This window comes from Dyella nitratireducens (genome assembly GCF_014642835.1).
Lineage (GTDB): Bacteria > Pseudomonadota > Gammaproteobacteria > Xanthomonadales > Rhodanobacteraceae > Dyella_B > Dyella_B nitratireducens.
Genome location: NZ_BMJA01000001.1, coordinates 1572891 through 1590209, shown reverse-complemented (window position 1 = coordinate 1590209; position 17319 = coordinate 1572891). Strand labels below are relative to the sequence as shown.

Genomic DNA, 17319 nt, shown 5'->3' with positions numbered 1-17319 from the left:
TCGGGCCCCTTTTTCATAGGGCACCTGAAACATAGTCCGACGCGATGAAGCATTAGAATCGCCGCGGATGATCAATGCGGGAACTCTCACCATGCGTGTTTCCTTGGCAGTCGGGTGCCTGGCTTTCGTTGTGGCGGCGCAAGCGTCGCCTCAATCAACGCCTGCTTCGTCCGGCAGTGCGGCTTCACATGCCAATACCACGGTACTGCCCGCGGTGACCGTCACCGGCGAGCAACCCGGCCCAGGCCTGTGGAAAGTAAGCAAGGGCGACCACGTGATGTGGGTGCTCGGTACCTTGACGCCTTTGCCCAGGGGCATGGAGTGGCATTCCACGGAGGTGGAGGACACTTTGGCGCACTCGCAGGAGGTGTTGGAGGCGCCCAAGGCCGAGGTCAAAGCGGATGTCGGCTTCTTCGGCAAGCTGTTGCTGATGCCGTCGGTTTACAGCGCGCGCAAGAATCCAGGTGGTGCCACGCTGCAGCAGATTCTGCCGCCGCAAATGTATGCGCGCTGGGAGACCGTGAAGCCCGAATATTTTGGCAATGATCGCAGCGTTGAATCCTGGCGGCCGATCCTGGTGGCGTTGAAGCTGTACAGGAAAGCGTTGGATAAGGCAGGCCTCACGCAGCGCAACGACATCAACCAGCTGGTGTTCAATCTGGCCGATAAGCACGGCGTGAAACGGGTGCCGGTGACATACAAGCTGGTGGTGGAGCATCCGCGCGCAGCACTGGATGCCATCAAGCAGACCAATCTGCACGACATCAGTTGTTTCAACCAGACGCTGGATACGGTGCAGAACGATATGGGCAGCCTGACCCAGCGCGCCAATGCCTGGTCGACCGGTGATATCCAAGCGTTGCGCGGCTTTACCGTGAACGACCGCTATCAATCCTGTCTGATCGCGGTGATCAATGCGGAGTTCGCCGAACAGTTGGGTTTGCACGACCTTCCCAAGCGCATGGAGCAGGCATGGCTGCAGGCGGCGGAAGCTGCGCTGGCGAACAACACGCAAACCTTTGCCGTGCTGCCGATGGAGCAGGTGCTGGCGTCGGATGGCTATCTGGCGCAGTTGCAGGCGCGCGGGTATACCGTCGAAGCGCCCGAGTAACACGGCGGATTCACAGATTGGTGTTTGCACCCTGAGATATCCCCGCGTTTTTTGCTCGTTATGCCGGAGAAGTCCCGGGTTTGCATGAAGTTTGTTTCGAAGCCAGTCGTCATTCCGGCGAAGGCGCACTGCTGTCCGGGAAACTTTTAGCTTGCCGGATCGCCCCCTCCCCTACGTGTAGTAGGGGAGGGTTGGGGTGGGGTGAAGCAACCTCGCGAGAGGTTCCGTTGATGTCTCACGCTCATTTCCGCGTAGCGGGAAGCGAGCTTCGCCCGCCTTACCCCACCCCAACCCTCCCCTGCACGCAGGGGAGGGGGCCGTTTCCGGTTCACTCGTGGATATCGCGTTGAGCAGGCTTTTTTAAGTCGCTTGCTGCGCGAATCATGCAAACGTGTTGTCCCTCAAGTGCTCGTTACTTTTTTCGCAAAATTTCCCCGGACAGCAGTGGGCCTTCGCCGGAATGACGGTTCGCTCTGAAACAACATTGACCTGAACTCCCACTTTTTCGCTTGGACAACGCAAAAAACGTGGGGATATCTCAGGGTTTGCACCCCAAGCTGTGAAGGCGGTGCTCAATAGTTCGCGCTGGCGTCATTCAAGCTGGCGATTTCCTGCGCCGTCAGCGAAAGCTGCACTGCGCCAGCAAGTTCTTCCCATTGCGCCACCGATGTGGCACTGACAATGGGTGCCGTAACGCCAGGACGCGCTATCTGCCACGCCAATGCAACTTGAGATGGGGTCGCCTTGTGTGCAGCAGCGACTTCATCCAGCGCAGCCAGCACTTTCAAACCTTGCGGCGTGAGGTACTTCTTCACGGCGCCGCCGCGCGCCTTGCTCTTCGCAAGATCAGCGTCGCTGCGATATTTGCCGCTAAGGAAGCCGCTGGCCAGCGCGTAGTAGTTGATCACGCCGATGTTCTCCTGGCGAATCAGCGGCTCCAGTTCCCGCTCGTAGCCGGCGCGGCTGACCAGGTTGTATTCGGGTTGCAAGCTTTCGTAGCGCGGAAGCCTGTGCTCACTGGAAATCTTCAAGGCTTCGGCAAAACGATCGGCGCCATAATTGGAAGCACCGATCACGCGCACCTTGCCCTCCTCGATCAGCTTGGCGAAGGCGCCCAGGGTCTCGCTAAGCGGCACAGTGGCATCGTCTTCGTGTGCCTGGTACAGGTCGATATGATCGGTCTGCAGGCGCTGCAACGAACCTTCGACCGCTTCGCGAATGTTCATAGGCGACAGGCCGCGATGCTCTACCCATTTGGCAACCTTGGTGGCGATCAGCACCTTGTCGCGCTTGCCGCTGCGCTTGAGCCACTTGCCGATGATGGTTTCCGACTCGCCGCCGCGGTTGCCCGGCACCCACGCTGAATACACATCGGCGGTATCGATCAGATTGAGGCCGGCATCGACGAACGCATCGAGCACATCGAACGAACGTTGCTCATCGGTACTCCATCCGAACACGTTGCCGCCCAGGGCAAGCGGAGCGACGGAAAGCGTGGAACGGCCCAGTTGGCGCAGTTGCATGAAAACGATCCTCGGCAGAGAGACAAACCGTCCGCCTTGCGGCGGCGTGCAATCTCTGCCGAGTTGGGTGCGGGCGCGCGTTAATCAAGCACAGCAGGGAGCGTTGTCGCGCGGCTGGGCAGGCAGTGGGAGCTGCGCCACGTCCACGTCGATGGCTGCGGGTCTGGTCTTGCAGTCGCCAGGCGGCGCATCGACGTGCCAGCTCAGATTGGATGGAGTGATATGGCCGTGAAGGAACAGCAAATCGACCCATGGCGAACGCATGGCAGCGGATTCCTGATCGAATGGATAGGCGCAAGGTAATGGGGTGAGTCCACAAGAAAAAGCGATATATTCACAAGCCAGGGTTGAGAGGCGTTCAACATGAGCCGGGTACCGCTCAGTCTTTTGCAGCAATTCGTGCAGGTGGCGCGATTGGGCAATCTCTCGCGCGCTGCCGAGCAGGCGAACCTCACGGTGAGCGCATTGAGCCATCAGATGCGCCAGTTGGAGGAGCGCCTGGAGCGCCGCCTGTTCGAACGTGGTCCGCGCGGCGTCACCTTGACGGTGGAAGGCTGCAGTCTGCTCGAAGCAGTCGGCGAGCATTTCGACGGTATCGAACATGCGCTGTCACGCTACCGCGTGCGTCGCCATGATGCGCTCACGCTGAGTGCCAGCCCGGGGATCATTTCCAGCTGGCTGATGCCACGTTTGCCGCGGCTGCTGGCCGCGCATCCGGAGCTGGAACTCAATCTGCAATCCACCAACTTGCTGGTGAACTTCGAGCGCGAAGCGGTCGATGCCGCCGTGCGTTATGGCAAGGGTGAGTGGGAAGGTTTGCGTAGCGAGTATCTGTTCGGCGAATGGATCGCACCGGTGGCGGCACCCTCGCTGGTCGAGCGCATGGCCGGCGCCGATCCGCTGGATCTCACGCAATGGCCGCTGATCGGCGATCCCAATCGCGCCAATCGCTGGATGGATTGGTTTGCGCACTACGGCGGCGAGCCGCCGCACCGCTACATCGCACACGTGGATACGATCGATGCGTTGCGCCAAGCTGCGCTGGAAGGTCTGGGCGTAGCGCTTGGACGCATGGTCACGACCAAGTCATGGATCGACGCGGGCCGGTTGGTGGTGCTGGGCGATCGCTACCTGCCGGTGCCCGAGGCGTATCACCTCGTATATCCGCCGCGCTCGGAAGATCATCGCGGCATGGCGACGTTCCGGGCGTGGTTGCATGAAGAGGCTGATGCGTACTGTCGTGAGATGCCGCAGCCGCAGCGGGATGAGGCTGCGGCTTAGCGATCGGTCAGGCGCCATCGAGCGCAGTCATCAGTTGCAGCGGTTGATCGACTTGCGAGACGCTCCCTTCGGGAATGGCATCGGACGACGAAGAGAGCTTGCTGCTCTTCGCCCATGGAATCGATTCGCGCGGACCAGGGATATAGGTTTTCCACTTGCCATAAGTGTCTTCGGCGGATTGGCCAAGGACGTTGAGGTCGAATGCGACGGGCATGCGCACATCCCAATAGGGATCCGTGACGTGCTTGCCTGTCGTGGGCAGATTGAACGTCCAGGTCTTGAGTGCATCGAGCGCCGCATCGCCTAGTACTTCACGGTAATGACGCATTTGCGCGTCGTTACCGTACATATTCAAATTTACTTGTTCTATGGCGATGTTTTCGACCTGGCCTGTTCTTCCAACGCGCATGGACAGGAATACCGTGCCGCTCACTCGGGCCTTGATGGCATCGAGCGGGTAATGAGGAAGGCGCGGGTTTTTCGCGGAAACCTGGTCTGTGTGCGCGGCGTCGGCATCGCCGAAGCTGGCGCTGGAGATGGTAATCGAGTCGTGCTGGTCATCGACACGCTTGGCAACGATGCGCAGATTCATCTTGGCCTTGAAGATCGCTTCCAGATGATCATCGCGCCGAAATTTCCAGTTCGGTACGTTGTTTTTAATCAGGTCGAGGACCAACGGCGGAATCTTTTCAGGGCGATCGATGCTGTAATCGTGAACGGTGCCATCCGGCATGACTTCGATCGATCCCGTCACCAGCATGGTCGCTTCGGCGGTCTTGCGTACATCGCCGGCATGGGCCGATGCGACATAGGCCATCAGCATGCACAGCACTACTGTCATCCATCGTTTCATCTGCCATCCCCTTGCAAGTTGCGATCGAGTATAGCCGGCCAAATGCCTGGTGGCCTTTCAAGACAAGCCAATAACCTGGCGAATGGTTACGTGATCCTTACACATGCCGTAAACTGGCGATCGCCGAACATTATCGATCGGCCATACATCCCGTTCTCGTGGCACTCATAAGGATTCCCTATGCCAAGCACCGCCATCCTCGTCGACGGCGCTTTCTTTCTTGCCCGCTACCGCAAAGTGTGGGGCGATCGCGATGCCAATGACGCACGCACCGTCGCCAAAACACTGTTCGGCATGGCACTGGAACATCTCAAGGCGCTGGACCGTCCACGCGAAGCGCTTTACCGCATCTTCTTCTACGACTGCCCGCCGCTGGAAAAAGTGCTGATCAAGCCGATCAGCGGCGAAAGCATCGATTATTCGCGCACCGGCGCCGCAGCCTTCCGCCGCGATCTGCACGACCAACTGCGCCGCCAGCGCAAGATGGCGCTGCGCTTGGGCCGGCTCACCGACCGCGGCGAGTGGAAGCTCAGGCATCAGGCCTATCAGCAACTGCGCGACGAATCGTTGTACTGGGACGAGCTCACCGACGAGCACTTCGAGCCGGACATGCGCCAGACCCAGGTCGACATGAAAATCGGCATCGACATCGCCGCGCTGTCCTACAAGAAACAGGTGGATCAGATTGTCCTGGTGGCGGGTGACGCCGATTTCATTCCGGCGGCGAAGTTGGCTCGTTACGAAGGCATCGATTTCATTCTCGATCCGATGTGGCAGGGCATTGCACCCGATCTGCATGAGCACATCGATGGCCTGCAGTCGGTGTGTCCGCGACCCTTTTAAGATGGTGTAACGCTGCGGCTGTAGGCTGAGGCCGTCACGCATCCCCCTTTGCGGGGATGACGCAGCCATGGGCATGGGCAACCATCCTGCAGGCGGCCCGCACACACCAGACAGTGCGCGATTCGTAAACTAATCGTAAAATGTCCACGCTCGCTGTACGGGGATTGCGGCAGGCTTGCCGCGCAACGCTAATTGAGGAGTCGTCATGAAGACCCGGTTCGCCTTCGGATTGTCTGTTGCCCTGTTGTTCGCCGGCGTGGCCCACGCACAGCAAGCGGCGCAGGATCAGCCCGCCGGCGACCTGGTGCCGCCGACCAGCGCCAGCGATTTCACCTCGGGCCAGCTCGATGCCGTGCTGGCGGGCTCCTGGCGTTCCGAGCACAACAAGGCGCGTGACGTCTACCGCCACCCCAAGGCCACCCTGCAGTTCTTTGGCCTGCAGCCGGACAAGACGGTGATCGAAATCACCCCTGGCGGCGGCTGGTATACCGAGATCCTGGCGCCGCTGCTGCGCGACAACGGCCACTACGTCGCTGCGGTATCCGGCGGCAAGAGTGGTGAGGACAAGCAGGACGCCGATGCGCTGCGCACCAAGTTCAAGGCCGACCCCGCCGAATACGGCAAGGCCGGCATCGTCATCTTCAATCCCAAGGCGCCGGTGTTCGGCCCGCCGGGTTCGGCGGACATGGTGCTGACCTTCCGCAACGTGCACAACTGGACGATGGCGGGCAATGCCGAGGCTACGTTCAAGGCGTTCTATGCCGTGCTGAAGACCGGTGGCACGCTGGGTGTGGTGGATCATCGCGCCGCCCCGGGCGCGACACTGGACTCGGTGAAGGAGAGCGGTTATCTGCCCACCGACTACGTGATCAAGCTCGCCACCGACGCCGGCTTCAAGCTGGATGGGCAGAGCGAGATCAACGCCAATCCCAAGGACACCAAGAACTATCCCAAAGGCGTGTGGACGCTGCCGCCGACGTTGACCCTGGGTGATAAAGACCGCGACAAGTATCTGGCTATTGGCGAATCCGACCGCATGACGCTGCGGTTCGTAAAAACCGGCGTCAACAAGGCGCCGGCAACGCCTGCCTCGAACAGCACAGCCAGTCATTGAAGCGAGTCGGCTGGGATGACCATCCCAGCATCGGAAACCTATGAGCAAAGCTGGGATGGTCATCCCAGCCGACGACACTCCGTACACCATGCTCATTGCACTGAATAAGCCGTACGGTGTGCTGTGCCAGTTCACCGCCAGCGATGGCCGTCCGACGTTGGCCGATTACGTGCGACAGAAAGATATCTATCCCGCCGGTCGCCTGGATCACGACAGCGAAGGTCTGTTGCTGCTGACGGACGATGGCGCGCTGGCGCATCGTCTTACCGACCCCAAACATAAGCAGCCGAAAACGTATCTCGTGCAGGTGGACGGTGCGCTTAGCGATGAAGCAGTGCAGGCGTTGCGCCGTGGCGTCGTGTTGAACGACGGCCCGACCTTGCCGGCCGTGGCCGAGCATGCGCAAGAGCCGGCATGGTTGTGGCCGCGCGATCCGCCGGTGCGCTTCCGCAAAAGTATTCCCACCAGTTGGCTGTCGATCACGTTACGTGAGGGACGCAATCGTCAGGTGCGCAGGATGACGGCTGCGGTAGGCTTTCCGACGTTGCGGTTGATACGGGTGAAGATTGGCGATTACGCGTTGGATGGATTGGTGCCCGGCGAAATACGCGTGCTTTCGTAGGTTGGGGTGCAAACCCCAACGTTGCCATCCACATGTATACGACGATGTTGGGGTTTGCACCCCAACCTACCAACATCAAAGGCGGAAGAATGCCCGCGCCGCCGCTGTGCTATTCGCCGCGGTATCTTCCGCCGACTCACCGCGATCCCGGGCAATCTCCTCGCAGATATGCTTCAGATACATCGGCTCATTGCGCCGATGACTCGGCTGCGGGCGCACCGTGCGCGGCAATAGATAGGGCGCGTCCGTTTCAATCAGCAGGCGATTGGCTGGAATCTCGCGCACGAACTCGCGCAAGTGCGTGCCGCGCCGTTCGTCGCAGATCCAGCCCGTGATGCCGATGTGGCAATCCAGTGCGAGATAGTCGCGGAGCGCTTCGCGAGTATCCGTAAAGCAATGCACCACCGCGGCCGGCACCTTGTCGCGGTAGCGCTTGAGTAGGGCCAGGAAATCGTGATGCGCATCACGCTGGTGGAGAAACAGCGGCTTGCCGACATCGGCGGCAATCTGCAGCTGACGCTCGAATACGTCCAACTGCACGTCCCGCGGCGAGTAATTGCGGTTGTAGTCCAATCCGGTTTCGCCCACCGCACGCACTTCCGGCATGTGCGCCAGTTCGCGCAGGTGCGCATCAGTCAAATCACTGTAATCAACTGCATGATGCGGATGCACACCTGCGGTGGCATACAGCACACCCGGATGTCGTCGGGCCAGTTCCAGTGCGTGATCACTACCGCTGTGTGACGCACCGGTGACCACCATTTGAATCACCCCATGCGTCAGTGCGCGCTGCAGCACGGTATCGAAGTCATGCCGGAAAGATTCGTGGGTGAGGTTGGCACCGATATCGACGAGCTGCATGGCGAACCCTTCAAAACTTCGATTGTCTCATCCATGAACGGCCTGATCCACGCCGTCGCATGCGTCTTCACAGTCTCTTAGCACGTGAACGCTGTCGTGAAGTTAGGCTCGCCAGCCCCTTCGGGGATGTGTTACCAATGGGATTCGCCTTTCGACGTGTTGGGGACGTGGGCAGGCGATGACACTTAAGAGTAAAACCTAACGGGGTGGAACCATGTCGGCAGCCTTGAAGCCGGCGTCTCTCGGGACGATCCAAGCCACGGAAGAAGACCACGAAGCAGCCGTATGCGCGCTGCTGGTCGCGCGTGGGCGCTTGAAGGATAACGATTTGGCACGTGCCAAACGCCTGCACGAGGAGGCTCCCGAGGGTACGCTTACTGCTTTGCTCGCCCGGTTGGGCCTGGTATCCGAACGCGACCTGGCCGAAGCCTGGGCCGAGCGCCTGCATGCACCGCTCCTGGCGGCGCGCGACGCACCGGACATGCCGCCGGCCGACCTGGATGTATCCATCCGTTTTCTCAAGCAGCAGCACGTGGTGCCGGTGCGTGCAGGCGAGGACGGCATCGCGCTGATCGTTGCCGATCCTGCCGACTCCTATCCGCTGCACGCCGTGCAACTCGCGTCGGGCAAGCCGGTATCGCTGTGCATCGGCATCCGCTCGGAAATCGATGATCTGATCGAGCGCTATTACGGCCAGGGCCGTTCTGCGATGGGCACCATCGTGGAGAACCTCGACGGCAGTAGCTCGGAAGAGGAAGACGTGGAGCACTTGCGCGATCTGGCGTCCGAAGCGCCGGTGATCCGCCTGGTGAACCTGATCCTGCAGCGCGCGGTCGAGCAACGCGCATCGGACGTGCACATCGAGCCGTTCGAGAATCGTTTGAAAGTGCGTTACCGCATCGACGGTGTATTGCACGAAGTGGAAGCACCGCCTTCCAGCTCCACCGCGGCGGTGATCAGCCGCGTGAAGATCATGGCCAAGCTCAATATTGCCGAGCGCCGCCTGCCACAGGACGGACGCATCCAGTTGCGCGTGCAAGGTAAAGAATTGGACCTGCGCGTATCCACCGTGCCGACCAGCTTCGGCGAGTCGGTGGTGATGCGTATTCTCGATCGCGAAACGGTGGTGTTCGATTTCGCATCGCTGGGCTTTACCGACAGTTTTCAGCAGCGTTTCATCGACGTGTTGGAGCGTCCGCACGGCATCCTGCTCGTTACTGGTCCGACTGGTTCGGGTAAAACCACCACGCTCTACACCGCGCTGTCGAAGATCAACACGCCGGGCGTGAAGATCATCACCGTGGAAGACCCGGTGGAATACCAGCTCGAAGGCATCAACCAGATCCAGGTGAAGCCGCAGATCGGCCTGGACTTCGCCAACGCGTTGCGCTCGATCATGCGCCAGGATCCGGACGTGATCATGATCGGCGAAATGCGCGACCTGGAAACCTGCCGCATCGCCATCCAGTCCGCGCTGACCGGCCACTTGGTGCTGTCCACCTTGCACACCAACAGCGCATCGGGCGGCGTCACACGCCTGCTCGACATGGGGGTGGAGGATTACCTGCTCGGCTCCACCGTCAACGGCATTCTCGCGCAGCGCCTGGTGCGCCGGCTCGATCCGGAAACCGCCACCCCCTACGAGCCGCCACCGGAAGTCATCAAAGAATTCGAGTTGGAGAAATACACCAACGAGCGACCGATTCGCTTGTGGAAACCAGGCAGCAGCGCGTCCAATCCCACCGGTTACCGTGGCCGTCGCGCCATCATGGAGTTTCTGGTGATGAGCGATGCTCTGCGCCGCCTGGTGATGCAGCGTGCCGATGCCAGTGAAATCGAACGCCAGGCACGCGCCGAAGGTATGCGCACGATGTACGAGGACGGCATCGCCAAAGCTGTAGCGGGCATCACCACCATCGAGGAGGTGTTGCGTGTTACGCAGGAGGGTTAGGTGCTGCAAACTTCCACGATTTACTCCCTCGTCTACGTGCAGTAGGGGCGGGTCGGGGTGGGGTGAAGTCCCCACTTTTGCCGTGAATTCGTGTATCGCCGCAAGCTCGCGCAACCCCCTCCCAACCTCCCCCTGCATGCAGGGGGAGGAGACTGGTTTATGAGCCAGTTCCGTTACCGCGCCATCAGTGCCTCCGGCGAAATCGTGCAAGGACAGATGGAGGCCGCAAGCCTTGATGAAGTGATCGTGCGCCTGCAGGATCAGGGCCACACGCCGCTGGAGGCCAAGCCCGCCAATGCGGAGGGTGCCAGCAGCGGATTTGCCGGCCTGTTCAAGCGCGGTCCGTTCAGCGGCGACCAATTGGCGCAATTCACGCATCAGCTGGCCACCTTGCTTGGCGCAGGGCAGCCGCTGGATCGCGCGCTCGGCATTCTGATGGATCTGCCCGAAGGCGAGCACGCCAAAAAATTGATCGAACGCGTGCGCGATCGTGTGCGCGGCGGTACGCCGTTGTCGCAAGCGATGGATGAGGAGCACGGCGTCTTCCCCAAGCTCTATATCGCGCTGGTGCGCGCGGGTGAAGTCGGTGGTTCGCTGGAAGATACGCTGCGCCGTCTGGCCGATTACCTGGAACGCACGCAGGAGCTGCGCGGCAGCATCATCAATGCGCTGATCTACCCGGCGTTCCTGATGGTCGGCGTGTTTGGCTCGCTGCTGTTGCTGCTCACCTACGTCGTGCCGCAGTTCGTGCCGATTTTCCAGGACATGCAGGTGCCGATTCCCTGGATTACCCGCGCCGTACTTGCGCTGGGTACGACGATGCAGAACTGGTGGTGGCTGATTCTGGTGATCGTCATCGGGGGCTTCATGCTGTGGCGTTCGCGCATGCGCGATCCGGCGCTGCGCCTGGCATGGCACGAGCGTCTGTTGAAGATGCGCCTGGTCGGTCCGCTGGTGTTGAAGGTGGAAACCGCACGTCTCGCGCGCACGTTGGGCACTTTGGTGAAAAACGGTGTGCCACTGCTTTCTGCTTTGAGCATTGCGCGCATGGTGACGTCCAATCGCGCGCTGGATGAATCGCTGGTGCAGGCCACCGACATGGTGAAAGGCGGTAATGGCCTGAGCCTTGCGCTAGGTCAATCGCAGCGCTTCCCTCGCCTGGCGATCCAGATGGTGCAGGTGGGCGAGGAGGCCGGGCAGCTCGACACCATGCTGCTGAAAGTCGCCGACACGTTCGAGCTGGAAAGCCGGCGCTCCATCGATCGCCTGCTGGCCGCGCTGGTGCCCACGCTTACCATCGTGATGACCTTCTTTGTGGCCATCATCATGGCGGCCATCCTGCTGCCGCTGCTCAGTCTCACCAGCAACATCCAATGATCGCCGTTGTCCGACTTTCATAGCTTTTTATTTCACGCTTCGATACGGAGAAACCAACCTATGCAGTACAGATATCCACGGACCCGGCAGCTTCGCCACCCCCATCGCAGCGCGGGTTTTACGTTGCTGGAAATGCTGGCCGTGATCGTGCTGATCGGCATCGTCGGTGCGATCGTGGTACGCCAGGTTGGCAGCAGCGTGGACAAGGGCAAATACGGCGCCGGCAAAGCCCAGCTCACCACCCTGAGCCAGGCCATCGACGCCTACTCCCTGGACAACGGTTCGCCGCCTGCGCAGTTGCCGGATCTGGTCAGCAAGCCCTCCAACGCCACCAACTGGCAGGGGCCGTACGTCAAGCCGTCGCAGCTCAAGGATCCGTGGGGCCACGACTTTGGCTACAAGTATCCGGGTGAGCACGGCAACTACGACCTGATTTTCTACGGACGCGATGGCAAGCCTGGTGGGGAGGGCTATGACGCGGATGTGGGGAATTGGCAGTGATAGATGTACGCGCCCGATTCCTTTTCTCCAACCGGGGAAAGGTTAGGGTGAAGAGCCGCTCTTGCGATAAGAGCGGTTCGAAGCATGTTTTCATGAGTTTCAAGGCGAGCTTTGGTGCCGATCCCCGGCAAGCTTGCGGAAAAGCCCTAGCCTCGTCGCCCCGGCGAACGCCGGGACCTGGCGACTTTATGGGGCCATCAAGGCGCTGGGCCCCGGCGTTCGCCGGGGCGACGAGAGCAAACAGCACGCGCGGTTTCACGCTGCTTGAAATGCTCGCCGTCATCATTCTCATCGGTATCGCCGCCGTAGCGGTATCCATCTCGGTGTCGCACGGCTTGGCCAGCGCACGTATCAATGCGGCGGCGGGTGAGCTTGCCGCATCGCTGCGTGCTACGCGTACGCAGGCCATCGTGCACGCGCAACAGAGCGTGTTCGAAGTGGATACCAGCGGCGGCACCTATCGTGGTGCGGACAAGCGCGACATACGCTTGCCGAAAGGCTTGGAGCTTTCGGTCACCAGCGCGGCCAGCGACCAATCCAGCGGTCAAATCGCACGTATTCGTTTCTTTCCGGATGGCAGCTCCACCGGCGGGCGTATCACTTTGCGCAGCGGTCAGCGCGAATGGCACGTCAACGTATCGTGGCTCACGGGCGCCATCACTATTTTCGATACGGCGAAGCACACGTGAATCATTCGCTTCGCCATGCACACGGTTTCAGCCTGCTGGAAGTGATTGCCGCCATCATGCTGTTGGCGATCGCCTTCGGCGCGTTGATGGAGGTGGCGGGTGGTTCGATCCGGCTCACGCAGAAAGCATCCGACTATACGCAAGCAGCGCTATGGGCTCGCTCGGCGCTTGATACGCGCTTCGTGTTGGAGCCGTTGCAGCCCGGTGTGACGCAGGGGAATTTCGACAATCGCTATCGCTGGCGCTTGCAGGTGACACCGTGGACGGTACCGAACTCAGCGCCGCCGACTACGCCCTATGCCTTCCGGATGTACAAGCTCGATCTTGACGTGATGTGGGGTTCGGCGCCGTTCGAGCACACCGCGCATTTCAGTACGCTGCGAATTGGCAGCAACGCGCAATGACACACTTCATGCGCCAGCATCGCCGTGAAGCACGTAGGTTGGGGTGCAAACCCCAACCTTCCTATGCACGCATACATATCGATGTTGGGGTTTGCACCCCAACCTACGCACGTTTCGCAAGTTCCGCCAAGGGCTTCACCCTGCTCGAAGTCCTCGGCGCCATGGCCTTGCTCGCGCTTCTGCTGCTCGGCGTGTATTCCGGCGTGCGCTCAGCCACGCACACCGTGCAGGCCGGTTCGGTGAAGATCGAGCAACTCGATGAAATACGCTCCGCGCAACAGTTCCTGGGCCGCGAACTCGCGCAGGCGATGGCGCAGCCGATGGGTCATGACAACGACGGCAACGGCATCTTCTTCGTCGGCAGCGGCGACAGCATGCGTTTCGTCGCGCCGCTGCCGGGCTATCTCGGCCGTATGGGGCCGCAGCTCATTGAGCTGAAACTGGTCAACGGTGAGCACGGCAAGCAGTTGGTGGCGAGTCTTGCCGTACTTCCGCCGGACGGTAGCGCGCCAAAGCCGGTGGGCGAGCCGCAGGTATTGCTGGATGGCGTGATCGACGGCAGCTTCAGCTATCGCGGCCTGAATCAGCAAGGCCAGCCGATGGATTGGCAGGGCGATTGGAATGCTCCCGCCACCATGCCGAACCTGGTCACGATCAAACTGGCGCTCGACCAGGATCGTCCGTGGCCGATGTTGAGCGTGCCCTTGCGCGTCAATGCAGCAGCGATGCAGGGACCGGGCAACTTGCTGCGCGGTTTGCGAGGGCCGGGAGTCGGGCCATGACGCGCACGCTTGGTAAACACCAACGTGGCGTGGCCCTGCTGCTGGTGATGTGGGCATGCACCTTGCTCGCCATCCTGCTCGGCGGCTACGCGGTGCTCGCGCACACGGAAGGTTTGCAGTCGAGCTATCAATTCCAGCAGGCACAAGCGCATTACGCCGCGGAGGCTGGTGTGATGCGTGCGATCTATGCGTTGCAGGCACCCAACGTCAACGATCGTTGGATCGGCGATGGCCGTGTCTATCCGTTCGAATTCGAGCATGCCAAGGTCGGCGTGTCGGTCACCTCGGAAAGCGGCAAGGTGGATCTGAATGCCGCGTCGCCCGATGTGCTTACCCGCCTGTTCCAGAACGCAGGCGTCGATGCCCCGCATGCCAGCGAGATTACGCAGGCCATCGTGGATTGGCGCAGCTTTCCGATTTCGCCGCAACAGATCGCTCAGCGCAAGGCGGCTTACACGGCGGCCGGCCGCGACTACGGTCCGCGTAACGGTCCGTTTGCCAGCGTGGAAGAGCTGCAAATGGTGCTTGGCGTCACGCCCGATATCTACGCAAACATTGCGCCCTACGTCACGATTTGGTCCGGCCGCGCCAGTCCCGACCCGAATACGGCGCCGCTGCTCGCACTGGCTTCGGTTCCTGGCATGGATCTGCAACATGCCGCAGCGATCATCGCCGCGCGTCCAACTTCTTCGGCAGGTGCCAACGCCGCCGCGGGGCTGGTCGCCAACAATGGCATCACGCATAGTATTCGTTCAGAGGCCGAGCTCGCCGACGGCACGCGCGCGATTTTGCGTGTCACGGTACGCTTGCAAGGATATCGGCCCGGTTCGCAGGCTTTTGCGGTGCTGCGCTGGCAAGAGGGAGATGGGGAGTGAATTCCGCTACGCAGACACTGCGACCGCAGCTTGAACGTGCACGCCGTGCATGGCGCGGCTCGCCGTTGCCGGCCTTTTTCACCTGGTGGTGGGGCGAGTTGCGCACGCTGCTGCCCGCACGCTGGCAGACGTTTTTCAGCGGCGGCAACGTGTGGTGCCTGTTGCATCATCACGATGGCGAGTGGTCTGTGCGCCGCAGCGGCCAGCCGCAAACGTCGGCGCCGTGGAGCGATACGCTGGATGCGCCCGAGCAGCAAGCCCTGTTGAATACCGCCGTAGCTGATGTTGATCGTCAGGATCTACGCCTGGCGTTGTGCTTGCCGCAAGAAGCCGTGTTGCGCCGGCGCCTGATGCTGCCCGAGGCCGCGCGCGACAACCTGCGCCAGATCGGCGCGTTCGAAATGGATCGGCAAACCCCGTTCCGCGTCGACCAGGTGTATTACGACCTGCGCGAACTGCCAGGCCCCGCACCCGCCGGGCGCATCGCCGCTGAACTCGTGGTGGTCACGCGCGGCGCGATCGATGCCAAGCTTGAACATCTGCGCAATGCAGGCATTGCGATCGATGCCGTGGATTTGTGCAATGGCGACGCACGACTCGGCGTGAACCTGCTGCCGCCGGAGATGGCGCGTGCGCATCGCGATCCGCGCCGCCGGCTCAATCTTTCCCTTATCGTCACCGCGGTGCTGCTGCTGGTGTGGTGCCTTGGCCAATACCTGCACAACCGTCAGGAAGCGCTGGCTGCCATGCAAAGCCAGGTCGACGACATGCGCGCCGACGCGCAGAAGATTGCGCAGCTGCGCAAGCAATTAGAGGACAGCACCGGCGCCGCCGGCTTCCTGGCCAAGCGCAAGACCGATTCCGTGGCAGTCGTGGATGTGCTGCAAGACCTCACGGCGCGCATTCCGGACGACACCTGGCTGGAGCGCTTCACGGTCGATAGTTCCGGCCGCGTCGGCATCCAGGGTCAGAGCGCGAAAGCGGCATCGTTGATCGATGTCCTGCAGGGCAGCAAGCTGCTTACCGGTGCGAACTTCCAGGGCGTGATCCAGCGCGATCCGGCCACCAACAAAGAACGCTTCTTCATGGATGCGCAACTGCACAAACCCTCCGCCGGCAAGCCCGCCGCGAGCAGCAGCGCGGGAGGCAAGCCATGAAGATGCGCACCATGAAACCGGCGGAAAGCCGCATTGCCGCAATCGGCTTGCTCGTGCTCGTGCTGGTGCTTGCGTATTTCCTGCTGCTGCATTGGTGGTTCGTTGCGCCGCTACGCGACATCGACAGCCAGATGGATGACCTGCGCGACACGCAAGGCCGCTATGCCGCGGCCATTGCCGAAAAGCCGCAATTGCTCAAGCGCATCGAAGAGCTCGGCCACAACCAGACCGACAGCAGCACCTTCCTGCCGGAGAACGATCCCAACGCGGCCTCTGCGGGGCTGATGCAGCGTGTGGTGGACGATGCTGCCAAGTTTGCGCAAGAAGGCAGCTGCGAAGTCAGCCAGAAGATGCCGGTGAACAATCCGGGCACGACATCGAACGACCCTTATCAGAAGGTCGTCGTCAGCATCAGCCTTCATTGCGACATGCAACCGCTGGTCGGATTGCTGTACACGCTCGAGAAAAGCAAGCCGTATTTGTTCGTGCAGGATTTCAGCGTGTACCGCAATCCGCTGGTGAACCAGCAAAAGAATGTCGCGCCGCTGGAAGTGCAGTTCACGCTGGCCGGCTACGTGCGGTCGTCCAATACATCCGGTGCACCGTCCAATGCATCCGGGCCGACGGAACAACCCGCCGGAGGGGACGACGAATGAATGCCGCCGCCCAGCGTCGTCTCACCCCTGTTTTTGGCGTTGCCGTCGCGGTGCTTGGCATCGCACTGGCATCGCTGCTGATCGGCGCAGGCCGCGGCGTAAGCTGGGATTCTCCACGCCCGGTGCCGCCGCTGCCTGCCGCGCGCGCCGTCCCGCTACCTACCCCGCCACCGCTGCCGAGCTATGCGCAAACCTGGGACCACCCCTTGTTCAGCGCCGATCGCAAGCCGATCGTCACCCAGGGCGGCGGCAGCGAAGGGGTAAGCCTGGGCGATCTGCAGCTCACTGGCATCATTCTGACGCCCAAGCTGCGCATGGCCCTGCTCGGCCCCGTCAACGGCAAGGGCGACGACGACAAACAGGTCAGCGTACGCGAGGGCGCGACTTTGCCCGATAGCAACTGGAAGCTCCTCCAGGTATTACCTCGCTCGGCCATTTTCACCTCGCCCAGCGGACGCACGGAACTGAAGCTGCCTGCCGGCGCTCCTATAGATCAGCCGGCCGGTACGTCCAATGCACCGCAGGGCGCGGTGCCGATGAACCCGCCACCAGGACCAGGACCGGGAACACCGCAACCACAAAATGGCGAGATGATGCGCCAGACCCCACCGCCACCGCCGCCACCCAACAATGCGCAGGCGGAGCGCTTGCAGAAACTCAGGGCCGCCATCCTTAAGCAGCGTTCCCAACAGCAACAAGGGAATCAGGGAGAACACTGA

19 protein-coding genes are annotated in these 17319 nt (G+C 61.3%); 15 read left to right on the top strand and 4 right to left on the bottom strand.

The annotated features are described in order from the left end of the window. Positions 1–91 precede the first annotated feature (91 nt). On the top strand, positions 92–1111 hold the full coding sequence (locus IEX75_RS07265; protein ID WP_188793556.1) for a TraB/GumN family protein: 1020 nt from the start codon (positions 92–94) through the stop codon (positions 1109–1111). A 572-nt stretch (positions 1112–1683) separates the two neighbouring features. On the opposite strand, the gene IEX75_RS07260 is transcribed toward IEX75_RS07265, so the two are convergent. Together IEX75_RS07260 and IEX75_RS07255 are read right to left on the bottom strand one after the other, a co-directional pair. After that, positions 1684–2634 carry an aldo/keto reductase gene (locus IEX75_RS07260; protein ID WP_188793555.1) on the bottom strand — a complete coding sequence of 317 codons (951 nt, stop codon included), beginning with the start codon at positions 2632–2634 and terminating at the stop codon, positions 1684–1686. An 84-nt stretch (positions 2635–2718) separates the two neighbouring features. Beyond that, positions 2719–2898 (bottom strand): hypothetical protein, encoded by a 180-nt coding sequence (locus IEX75_RS07255; RefSeq protein WP_188793554.1) that lies wholly within the window; start codon positions 2896–2898, stop codon positions 2719–2721. Positions 2899–2997: 99 nt separating this feature from the next. Here IEX75_RS07255 and IEX75_RS07250 point away from each other — a divergent pair, with 99 nt between their 5' ends. Beyond that, the gene (locus IEX75_RS07250; RefSeq protein WP_188793553.1) at positions 2998–3915 is read left to right on the top strand and encodes a LysR substrate-binding domain-containing protein; all 918 of its coding nucleotides are present in this window, start codon (positions 2998–3000) and stop codon (positions 3913–3915) included. Positions 3916–3922: 7 nt separating this feature from the next. Here the strand turns inward: IEX75_RS07250 and IEX75_RS07245 are convergent, their stop codons facing one another. Continuing rightward, positions 3923–4768, bottom strand: a complete 846-nt coding sequence (locus tag IEX75_RS07245) for a TonB family protein (RefSeq protein ID WP_188793552.1) — start codon at positions 4766–4768, stop codon at positions 3923–3925. 180 nt (positions 4769–4948) lie between these two features. Here IEX75_RS07245 and IEX75_RS07240 point away from each other — a divergent pair, with 180 nt between their 5' ends. The 3 genes from IEX75_RS07240 (at position 4949) to IEX75_RS07230 (ending at position 7347) form a co-directional block, all read left to right on the top strand. Further along, positions 4949–5611 (top strand): NYN domain-containing protein, encoded by a 663-nt coding sequence (locus tag IEX75_RS07240; protein WP_188793551.1) that lies wholly within the window; start codon positions 4949–4951, stop codon positions 5609–5611. A gap of 205 nt (positions 5612–5816) precedes the next feature. After that, complete coding sequence (locus IEX75_RS07235) at positions 5817–6725, top strand: class I SAM-dependent methyltransferase (RefSeq protein WP_188793550.1); 909 nt, start codon at positions 5817–5819, stop codon at positions 6723–6725. An 88-nt stretch (positions 6726–6813) separates the two neighbouring features. Continuing rightward, the gene (locus IEX75_RS07230) at positions 6814–7347 is read left to right on the top strand and encodes a pseudouridine synthase (RefSeq protein ID WP_188794371.1); all 534 of its coding nucleotides are present in this window, start codon (positions 6814–6816) and stop codon (positions 7345–7347) included. A gap of 75 nt (positions 7348–7422) precedes the next feature. On the opposite strand, the gene IEX75_RS07225 is transcribed toward IEX75_RS07230, so the two are convergent. Beyond that, positions 7423–8208 (bottom strand): TatD family hydrolase, encoded by a 786-nt coding sequence (locus tag IEX75_RS07225; protein ID WP_188793549.1) that lies wholly within the window; start codon positions 8206–8208, stop codon positions 7423–7425. Between the two features lie 214 nt (positions 8209–8422). Between IEX75_RS07225 and gspE the strand changes: the two genes are divergently transcribed. From gspE to IEX75_RS07175, 10 genes are all read left to right on the top strand, one after another. Further along, positions 8423–10159, top strand: a complete 1737-nt coding sequence (gene gspE / locus IEX75_RS07220; protein ID WP_188793548.1) for a type II secretion system ATPase GspE — start codon at positions 8423–8425, stop codon at positions 10157–10159. Positions 10160–10318: 159 nt separating this feature from the next. Continuing rightward, positions 10319–11536: a type II secretion system inner membrane protein GspF gene (gspF, locus tag IEX75_RS07215; RefSeq protein WP_188793547.1), complete on the top strand. Its 1218-nt coding sequence runs from the start codon at positions 10319–10321 to the stop codon at positions 11534–11536. 60 nt (positions 11537–11596) lie between these two features. Continuing rightward, positions 11597–12037: a type II secretion system major pseudopilin GspG gene (gspG, locus tag IEX75_RS07210; protein ID WP_188793546.1), complete on the top strand. Its 441-nt coding sequence runs from the start codon at positions 11597–11599 to the stop codon at positions 12035–12037. Between the two features lie 188 nt (positions 12038–12225). Next, positions 12226–12726, top strand: a complete 501-nt coding sequence (locus IEX75_RS07205) for a GspH/FimT family pseudopilin (protein WP_188793545.1) — start codon at positions 12226–12228, stop codon at positions 12724–12726. Continuing rightward, complete coding sequence (locus IEX75_RS07200) at positions 12723–13130, top strand: type IV pilus modification PilV family protein (protein ID WP_229720684.1); 408 nt, start codon at positions 12723–12725, stop codon at positions 13128–13130. The genes IEX75_RS07205 and IEX75_RS07200 overlap by 4 nt, the downstream gene beginning before the upstream one ends. 8 nt (positions 13131–13138) lie before the next feature. Then, positions 13139–13912: a prepilin-type N-terminal cleavage/methylation domain-containing protein gene (locus IEX75_RS07195; RefSeq protein ID WP_188793543.1), complete on the top strand. Its 774-nt coding sequence runs from the start codon at positions 13139–13141 to the stop codon at positions 13910–13912. Further along, on the top strand, positions 13909–14787 hold the full coding sequence (locus tag IEX75_RS07190; protein WP_188793542.1) for a type II secretion system minor pseudopilin: 879 nt from the start codon (positions 13909–13911) through the stop codon (positions 14785–14787). The genes IEX75_RS07195 and IEX75_RS07190 overlap by 4 nt, the downstream gene beginning before the upstream one ends. Further along, positions 14784–15944: a PilN domain-containing protein gene (locus tag IEX75_RS07185; RefSeq protein ID WP_188793541.1), complete on the top strand. Its 1161-nt coding sequence runs from the start codon at positions 14784–14786 to the stop codon at positions 15942–15944. Before IEX75_RS07190 ends, IEX75_RS07185 begins: the two co-directional genes overlap by 4 nt. Continuing rightward, on the top strand, positions 15941–16600 hold the full coding sequence (gene gspM / locus IEX75_RS07180) for a type II secretion system protein GspM (protein WP_188793540.1): 660 nt from the start codon (positions 15941–15943) through the stop codon (positions 16598–16600). Before IEX75_RS07185 ends, gspM begins: the two co-directional genes overlap by 4 nt. Continuing rightward, positions 16597–17319, top strand: a complete 723-nt coding sequence (locus tag IEX75_RS07175) for a general secretion pathway protein GspN (RefSeq protein ID WP_188793539.1) — start codon at positions 16597–16599, stop codon at positions 17317–17319. The genes gspM and IEX75_RS07175 overlap by 4 nt, the downstream gene beginning before the upstream one ends.

Excerpts from the sequence above, each read along its gene's own strand:
- IEX75_RS07265 (WP_188793556.1), top strand. The coding sequence starts at position 92 with ATGCGTGTTTCCTTGGCAGTCGGGTGCCTGGCTTTCGTTGTGGCGGCG.
- IEX75_RS07260 (WP_188793555.1), bottom strand. The coding sequence starts at position 2,634 with ATGCAACTGCGCCAACTGGGCCGTTCCACGCTTTCCGTCGCTCCGCTT.
- IEX75_RS07255 (WP_188793554.1), bottom strand. The coding sequence starts at position 2,898 with ATGCGTTCGCCATGGGTCGATTTGCTGTTCCTTCACGGCCATATCACT.
- IEX75_RS07250 (WP_188793553.1), top strand. The coding sequence starts at position 2,998 with ATGAGCCGGGTACCGCTCAGTCTTTTGCAGCAATTCGTGCAGGTGGCG.
- IEX75_RS07245 (WP_188793552.1), bottom strand. The coding sequence starts at position 4,768 with ATGAAACGATGGATGACAGTAGTGCTGTGCATGCTGATGGCCTATGTC.
- IEX75_RS07240 (WP_188793551.1), top strand. The coding sequence starts at position 4,949 with ATGCCAAGCACCGCCATCCTCGTCGACGGCGCTTTCTTTCTTGCCCGC.
- IEX75_RS07235 (WP_188793550.1), top strand. The coding sequence starts at position 5,817 with ATGAAGACCCGGTTCGCCTTCGGATTGTCTGTTGCCCTGTTGTTCGCC.
- IEX75_RS07230 (WP_188794371.1), top strand. The coding sequence starts at position 6,814 with ATGCTCATTGCACTGAATAAGCCGTACGGTGTGCTGTGCCAGTTCACC.
- IEX75_RS07225 (WP_188793549.1), bottom strand. The coding sequence starts at position 8,208 with ATGCAGCTCGTCGATATCGGTGCCAACCTCACCCACGAATCTTTCCGG.
- gspE (WP_188793548.1), top strand. The coding sequence starts at position 8,423 with ATGTCGGCAGCCTTGAAGCCGGCGTCTCTCGGGACGATCCAAGCCACG.
- gspF (WP_188793547.1), top strand. The coding sequence starts at position 10,319 with ATGAGCCAGTTCCGTTACCGCGCCATCAGTGCCTCCGGCGAAATCGTG.
- gspG (WP_188793546.1), top strand. The coding sequence starts at position 11,597 with ATGCAGTACAGATATCCACGGACCCGGCAGCTTCGCCACCCCCATCGC.
- IEX75_RS07205 (WP_188793545.1), top strand. The coding sequence starts at position 12,226 with ATGGGGCCATCAAGGCGCTGGGCCCCGGCGTTCGCCGGGGCGACGAGA.
- IEX75_RS07195 (WP_188793543.1), top strand. The coding sequence starts at position 13,139 with ATGCGCCAGCATCGCCGTGAAGCACGTAGGTTGGGGTGCAAACCCCAA.
- IEX75_RS07190 (WP_188793542.1), top strand. The coding sequence starts at position 13,909 with ATGACGCGCACGCTTGGTAAACACCAACGTGGCGTGGCCCTGCTGCTG.
- gspM (WP_188793540.1), top strand. The coding sequence starts at position 15,941 with ATGAAGATGCGCACCATGAAACCGGCGGAAAGCCGCATTGCCGCAATC.
- IEX75_RS07175 (WP_188793539.1), top strand. The coding sequence starts at position 16,597 with ATGAATGCCGCCGCCCAGCGTCGTCTCACCCCTGTTTTTGGCGTTGCC.